We start from the raw sequence: 6,517 nt of genomic DNA, 5'->3' as shown, positions 1-6,517 counted from the left end.
TCACGTACGAGGTCGCAAGCGAGCCGAAGCCGCGTGGTTGCTCGCACTCGTCGCCCACAACCTCCTGCTCGCCATAGCGCAAGGCTGGTTCGACGAGTCGGAAGGCTCATTTCTTCTCACGCCCTGAGCGTCACCCCTGGGGGCGGCACCGCCCGCCCCCACCACGCACAAAAAAGAGGGGCCCCGGTCACCCGAGGCCCCTCTCTTCATTTCAAGACCGGGACGAAGACTACTTCTTGTCCGTGGCCGTCGGGGCCGCCGCCGCGTCCGGCTTCTTCGTGGTCTCCAGGTCCAGGGTGATGGTCACCTCGTCACCCACCGCCACGCCGCCAGCCTCCAGCGCCTTGTTCCAGGTCAGGCCGAAGTCGCTGCGCTTGATCTTCGTGGTCGCCACGGCGCCGCGGCGCACGTTGCCCCAGGCGTCCTTCGTCTCCGCCGTCGGGCCTTCCACGGCCAGCGTCACGGGCTTGGTCACGCCGTGCATCGTCAGGTCGCCCGTGACGTTCAGCTTGTCCTTGCCGGCCTTCGCCACCTTCGTGGACTTGAAGGTGATGGTGGGGAACTTCGCCGTGTCGAAGAAGTCAGGGCTCTTCAGGTGCTCGTCGCGCTTGGGCTCGTTGGTGTTGATGGTGGTCGCGTCGAGGGTCGCCTCGATGGTGGACTTGGTGATGTCCTTGTCATCCAGGTTGACGTTGCCCTTCACGTTGCTGAACGTGCCACGCACGTTGGACACCATCATGTGCTTCACGGCGAACTGCGCGCTGGAGTGCGACGAGTCGATCTCCCACGCGGACGCGAAGGCAAACGAGGGGGCGGCGACGGCGACCAGCGTGATGACGGACTTGAGCGACATCTTCATGGTGTGGACTCCTTGAGGTTGCGGACTGCGAGGTTCAGGCGCGCAGCGCGAAGCTGCGCATGGACAAGGTTCCGTGATGGAAGCCCTCGAACACCGGGGTGATGCGGTCCTCGGGGAGGGCAGCTCCGAGGACGAAATAAATGGGCAACCAATGCTCGGCAGATGGATGCGCAACCCGCGCATTCGGTGCATCCATCCATGACTGAAGCCCAAGGAAGTCACGTGCGGCAAGTTTTCCGGCGACCCACGCGTCGAACTCGGCGGCCCATGGTTCAACGGACGCCAGCTTGGATCTGAAATTCACCCGGCGCAGGTTGTGCACCACTCCGCCGCTGCCCATGAGCAGCACGCCCTCCGAGCGCAAAGGACGCAGCGCCTCGCCCATGCGCGCCACCTGCGCGGGCGTCGCGTCCGCCGGCAGCGCCACCTGCAACACGGGCACGCGCGCCTCCGGGAACGCATGCCGCAGAGGCACCCAGACGCCGTGATCCAGACCGCGCTCGCCATCCGCCACCGCGGGCACACCCGCCGCGGCCAGTCGCGCCACCACGTCCTCGGCCAGCGCAGGGGCGCCGGGCGGTGCGTAGCGCAGCCGGTACATCTCCTCCGGGAAGCCGTAGAAGTCGTAGACGAGCGGCGGAGCGGCCATCGCAGTGACGTGCACGCGCGCGTCCGTCTCCCAGTGCGCGGACACCACCACCAGCGCCTTCACCGCGCCCACGCCATCCCCAAAGCGCTTGAGCGCCTGGGGATATTCGTCCGCGTCCAGCGCCGTCATCGGCGAGCCGTGCGAGACGAACAGCGCCGGCGCCACCTGCCGGACGACCGAGGGCCCAGGCCCCATCACTCCCGCCACCCCGGCGGCCGCCACGCCCTGCAGCACCTCGCGTCTGTCCACCCCGGTAGGCATCGTGGCGGCTTGTACTGCAACACCAGGACCAACGCAGCCGACACGACAACCACTGATAATTGCTCGACATCCCATTCCAGCGCTGTGAAACGACTCTCAGATTGATAGAGATGCACCTCAGACTGAAACACCTGGGAGAGACGTCGTGGCGGGTCTGGAAGGTTTGGACTTGAAGGAGCTCCTGGCGCTCGAGCCGAAGGGCGGAGTCATCCGCTTCGCCGGGCAGCGGGCGCTGTTGATGGATCCGGTGGCGCTGGGCCTCCTGCGCAAGGAGCTCATCGGGATGCTGGGGATGACGGCCGCGCGCGGCATCTTCACGCGGCTGGGCTACGCGCACGGCTGGCGCACGGCGGAGGCGATGAAGACCGCGGTGCCGTGGACGGATGAAGCGGAGTGGCGCCGCTCGGGTGGCCGGCTGCACACGCTGATGGGCCAGGTGCGCGTGGAGCGCATCGAGCGCACGGACAAGGACGGACCGGAGCCCTTCGCGGAAGCGCAGTGGAGCGACTCCTATGAGGCCGAGCAGCACCTGCTCCACCTGGGCCAGGCCGAGGAGCCCGTGTGCTGGAGCCTCACCGGCTTCGCGTCCGGCTACCTGAGCTACTGCAACAACAAGCCCATCTACTGCGCGGAACTCAAGTGCGTGGGCAAGGGCGACGCGTTCTGCCACATCGTGGGCCGCCCGGAGGCGGAGTGGAGCGCCGAGTGCACGGAGTTCCTGCGCTTCTATGAAACGCAGTGCATGGAGGGCGTGCTCGGGCAGGTGACGGAGGCGCTGCGGCAGGCGGAGCGCAAGCTGCGCGCGAAGCGTCAGTCGCTGGCGCGCGTGTCCGGCGTGACGGAGGACCCGACGGGCATGGTGGCGCGCTCGGAGGCCATGCAGCGCGTGCTCAACCTGGCGCGCAGGTCCGCCAAGGTGGACACCACGGTGCTCGTCACCGGCGAGAGCGGCGTGGGCAAGGAGAGAATCGCCCGGCTCATCCACGACGAGTCCGGCCGCGCGCACAAGGCCTTCATCGCCGTGAACTGCGCCGCGGTGACGGAGAGCCTCCTGGAGAGCGAGCTGTTCGGCCACGCGAAGGGCGCCTTCACCGGCGCCACGCACGACCGGCCCGGCCTCTTCGAAGCGGCGCACGGCGGCACCCTCTTCCTGGATGAAGTGGGCGAGGTGCCTCCCGCCATGCAGGCCAAGCTCCTGCGCGCCCTCCAGGAGCGCGAGGTGCGCCGCGTGGGGGAGAACACCAGCCGCAAGGTGGACGTGCGCGTGGTGGCCGCCACCAACCGCGAGCTGGCCGAGGAGGTCCGCCTGGGCCGCTTCCGCCAGGACCTCTTCTACCGGCTGCGCGTCATCGAGCTGCGCATCCCGCCCCTGCGCGAACGCCGTGAGGACATCCTCCCCCTGGCGCGGCTGCTGCTGGCGGAGACCGGCGAGAGGCTGGGCCGCCGCGTGAATGGCCTGGCCCCGGACGCGGCGGATCAACTGCTGCGCTACACCTGGCCGGGCAACGTGCGCGAGCTGGGCAACGCCGTCGAGCGCGCGGTGGCGCTGAGCGAAGGCCCGCGAATGGAGCGCGACGACTTGCCGGAAGAGGTGCGCGCCGCGCCGCCCAGCCTGGTCCCCACCGGCAACCCGCGCCGGCTGGAGGACATGGAGAAGGAATACATCCTCGCGGTGCTGGCGCAGAACGGCGGCAACCGCTCACGCACCGCGGAGCAGTTGGACATCGGCGTGGCCACGCTCTACCGGAAGCTCAAGCAGTACGGCCACCCGGAGGCCGCGCACTGAAGGCGCGCGGCCTTCAGGCCTTCAGTTGAGGAACTGGTCGCGGTCCGACGGGCGGTCGCGGTCCACCACGCGCAGGTGCTTGGAGCGGTCGCGCAGCTGCCGCTGCAGGCGCCAGTGCTGCAACTGGAGCATCAGCCGCTTGGGGCTCGCGCCGCGCACGTACACGAACACCAGCACCAGGCCGAAGATCTCCGGCGCCACCGCGCGCCAGGAGCCCGCGGTCAGCATGTTCAGCACCGTGAAGCCCGCGCCAATGGCCGCGAACCAGTTGCCCGTCAGCGGGATGCCCCAGAAGTTCGCCTGCCCCTTGCCGATGACGAGCCCGTACGCCACCCACATCACCGCCGTCATCACGGAGCCGCCCGCGTAGACGCTCATGGGCATCACCAGGGCCAGCGCCGTGGTGATGAGGCCCGCGACGAACGGGATGCCCACCGCGACCAGCAAGAGCCGCTTGCCGCCCCAGGTGGACTCCAGGAAGCCACCGATGGACCAGATGATGAGGCCGCCGAAGAGGATGCCCAGCGGGCCCGTGGCCACGAAGGCGTAGGTGACCAGCTCCCAGACGCGGAAGCGCAGAATCACGTCCGCCGGGTTGAGCAGCAGCAGCCCGCCCTGTCCGCGTGAGGTCGCCAGGAACAGGGCGGAGATGCCCACGAACGCGATGGCAAGCTTGGCGGCCATCGAATCCAGGCTCGGGAACATGTCGCCGAAACCGCCGCCGCCTCGATTGAAGCCCCGCATGGGTCGCATAGAGGCCCAAAGGTGGTGGAACCCCGCCCGGTCCGCAACCCCAAATCCAGAAACGATGAAGGGCGCCCCACCCTGGTGTCACCAGGGAGAAGCGCCCTCGCATCCCACGCCTTCGCTGTACCTGCCGGGCCGCTAGACCTTGTGGCGGTAGAAGAGCGTGATGGTCAGACAGTGAAACTCCTTGTCCGAGGACTGCGTGACGATCTTGTCCACGATCTCCACGGCGGAGTTCTCCTTCAGCCACTTGGTGATGTTCTCACCCATGTTCTCGCGATCGCGCGCGAGCGTGGTGGAGAACACCTTGACTCCCGTGAAGCTGATAACGGCCATTCCACCCTCGTGTCACCAGAGATTACAAATGTTTACCCCGAGTCGGGGGCGCCATCAAGAAACGGGCCCGACAATCCGGCCTGGGAGCCGCCTCCCCCCTCGGGGAGTCCATCGGGGAGGGGGGCCCGCCCTCCGTCCACCCGCCGACAGTGCGGCAGGGAGCGTGGGCGCATGGCCCCGGCTTTCAGCGACCGGCGGCGGCGCGCCGGGCCTGACAGGTGACTTCATCCTTGCAGGCGGGACCGATGCCCTCCGGGTGGGCCGTCAGGGGCGTCTTGTCGCTCTCCTCCACACCGCACACCACGCAACGGCGCTTGCGGTTGCGGCGCTCGGCACGGCGCTGCTCGGCGATGGCCTTGGCCCGCTCGCGGGCCGTCTTCGCGTCCACCTCGTTGCTCATCTCACCACGTCCCGTCCGGATGTCGTCTGCCCCGTACCCCGTCGCCACGTGCGCTCCTAGAGCGCCTCGACCAGCACCGCGATGCCCTGGCCGCCACCGATGCAGGCGGACCCGATACCATAGCGGGCGCCCCGGCGCTTCAGCTCGTACGCCAGCGTCATGGTGATGCGGGCCCCGGAGGCGCCCAGCGGGTGGCCCACGGCGATGGCGCCGCCGTTGACGTTGGTGGCGTCGCGTGGCAGGCCCAGCTCCTTCTCCACCGCCAGGTACTGGGGCGCGAAGGCCTCGTTGACCTCGAAGAGGTCCACGTCCGACAGCTTCGCGTCCGCGCGCTGGAGCAGGTTGCGGATGGCCGGCGCGGGGCCAATGCCCATGATTTTCGGGTCGCAGCCGGACACGCCCCAGTTGACGAGCCGCGCCACGGGCTTGAGGCCGTGCTTCTCCACGAACCCGCGCGTGGCCATCACCATGGAGCCCGCGCCGTCGCAGATGCCGCTGGCCGCGCCCGCGTGCACCACGCCGTCCTTCTTGAACACCTTGGGCAGCTTGCGCAGCCCCTCCACCGTGGTCTCCGGACGGTTGTGCTCGTCCTTGGAAACCACCGTGTCGCCCTTCTTGCCCTTGAGCGTCACCGGCGCGATTTCATCCGCCAGCCGGCCCGCCTCCTGCGCCGCGGCGAAGCGCTTCTGGGTGAGGACGGCGTACTGGTCCACGTCGTCCTGCGTGAGGCCGTAGTCCACCGCCAGCTGCTCGGCGGTGAGCGCCATGGCCTGGCCGGTGTAGCTGTCCGTGAGGGCCGTCCAGAGCATGTCCTCCAGGCCGCCCTTGCCCAGGGGGATGCCCCAGCGCGCGCCGCGGATGACGTGGGGCGCCTGGCTCATGGACTCCGTGCCGCCCGCGAGGACGGCCTCCGCGCCGCCCGTCAGCATCATCTCCGCGGCCGTGACGAAGGCCTGGAAGCCGGAGCCGCACAGCCGGTTGACGCCCAGCGCGGGCACCGGCACCGGCACGCCCGTGCGCAGGCCCACGTGGCGCGGCAGGTAGATGGCGTCCGAGCTCGTCTGGACGACGTTGCCGTAGACGACATGCTCGATGAGCTCCGGGGAGACGCCCGCCTGGGCCAGGGCCGCCTTCGCGGACTCCACGGCCAGGTCGGTGGCGCTCAGGTCCTTGAGGCTGCCGCCGTAGGTACCGAACGGGGTGCGCTTGCCGGACAGGAAGTAGATTTCCTCGTTCTTGGACACGCTCTTCATGGTGCTCGTCTCCCTACTCTTCCGGGGCGCGCGGTGCACGCACGACGTGACGCGGAAAAAGCGTCCAGGGGGCCGTCAGCCCGCGCGCCGTCCCAGGAAGGCGCTGGCGACGATGGCAAGCGCGATGGCCGTCCACAACAGGCCCTGGAGGTTCTGGCGGCGGATTTCCTTGCGCCCCAGGCCCTGGTACCAGGCCCTGGCCGCCTGGACCCGCCCCTCCCAGGTG

General features: G+C 69.0%; 7 protein-coding genes. 1 reads left to right on the top strand and 6 read right to left on the bottom strand.

All coding sequences use genetic code 11. The features are described 5' to 3' along the window. Window positions 1–229: 229 nt before the first annotated feature. Together D7V77_RS39250 and D7V77_RS39245 are read right to left on the bottom strand one after the other, a co-directional pair. On the bottom strand, window positions 230–859 hold the full coding sequence (locus D7V77_RS39250) for a YceI family protein (RefSeq protein ID WP_120581326.1): 630 nt from the start codon (window positions 857–859) through the stop codon (window positions 230–232). Between the two features lie 34 nt (window positions 860–893). After that, a complete protein-coding gene (locus D7V77_RS39245; protein WP_120581325.1) occupies window positions 894–1,769 on the bottom strand; it encodes a dioxygenase in 876 nt (291 codons plus the stop codon). A 145-nt stretch (window positions 1,770–1,914) separates the two neighbouring features. Between D7V77_RS39245 and D7V77_RS39240 the strand changes: the two genes are divergently transcribed. Continuing rightward, window positions 1,915–3,555 carry a sigma-54-dependent Fis family transcriptional regulator gene (locus tag D7V77_RS39240; RefSeq protein ID WP_120581324.1) on the top strand — a complete coding sequence of 547 codons (1,641 nt, stop codon included), beginning with the start codon at window positions 1,915–1,917 and terminating at the stop codon, window positions 3,553–3,555. A gap of 21 nt (window positions 3,556–3,576) precedes the next feature. Here D7V77_RS39240 and D7V77_RS39235 read toward each other — a convergent pair whose 3' ends face one another. From D7V77_RS39235 to D7V77_RS39220, 4 genes are all read right to left on the bottom strand, one after another. Next, on the bottom strand, window positions 3,577–4,308 hold the full coding sequence (locus D7V77_RS39235; RefSeq protein WP_120581323.1) for a rhomboid family intramembrane serine protease: 732 nt from the start codon (window positions 4,306–4,308) through the stop codon (window positions 3,577–3,579). Between the two features lie 132 nt (window positions 4,309–4,440). Then, complete coding sequence (locus D7V77_RS39230) at window positions 4,441–4,638, bottom strand: hypothetical protein (protein WP_120581322.1); 198 nt, start codon at window positions 4,636–4,638, stop codon at window positions 4,441–4,443. Between the two features lie 184 nt (window positions 4,639–4,822). Beyond that, entirely contained in the window at window positions 4,823–5,038 is a 216-nt protein-coding gene (locus D7V77_RS39225; protein ID WP_014399195.1) for a hypothetical protein, read from the bottom strand. A gap of 56 nt (window positions 5,039–5,094) precedes the next feature. Further along, window positions 5,095–6,291, bottom strand: coding sequence for an acetyl-CoA C-acetyltransferase (locus D7V77_RS39220; RefSeq protein ID WP_120581321.1), 1,197 nt, complete (start codon window positions 6,289–6,291; stop codon window positions 5,095–5,097). Between the last annotated feature and the right edge of the window lie 226 nt (window positions 6,292–6,517).

The organism is Corallococcus sp. CA041A (assembly GCF_003612075.1).
GTDB classification, from domain to species: domain Bacteria; phylum Myxococcota; class Myxococcia; order Myxococcales; family Myxococcaceae; genus Corallococcus; species Corallococcus exiguus.
Note: the sequence above shows the minus strand (reverse complement) of the source record. Positions and strands in the feature narration are given on the sequence as shown.

Excerpts from the sequence above, each read along its gene's own strand:
- D7V77_RS39250 (WP_120581326.1), bottom strand. The coding sequence starts at position 859 with ATGAAGATGTCGCTCAAGTCCGTCATCACGCTGGTCGCCGTCGCCGCC.
- D7V77_RS39245 (WP_120581325.1), bottom strand. The coding sequence starts at position 1,769 with ATGCCTACCGGGGTGGACAGACGCGAGGTGCTGCAGGGCGTGGCGGCC.
- D7V77_RS39235 (WP_120581323.1), bottom strand. The coding sequence starts at position 4,308 with ATGCGACCCATGCGGGGCTTCAATCGAGGCGGCGGCGGTTTCGGCGAC.
- D7V77_RS39230 (WP_120581322.1), bottom strand. The coding sequence starts at position 4,638 with ATGGCCGTTATCAGCTTCACGGGAGTCAAGGTGTTCTCCACCACGCTC.
- D7V77_RS39225 (WP_014399195.1), bottom strand. The coding sequence starts at position 5,038 with ATGAGCAACGAGGTGGACGCGAAGACGGCCCGCGAGCGGGCCAAGGCC.
- D7V77_RS39220 (WP_120581321.1), bottom strand. The coding sequence starts at position 6,291 with ATGAAGAGCGTGTCCAAGAACGAGGAAATCTACTTCCTGTCCGGCAAG.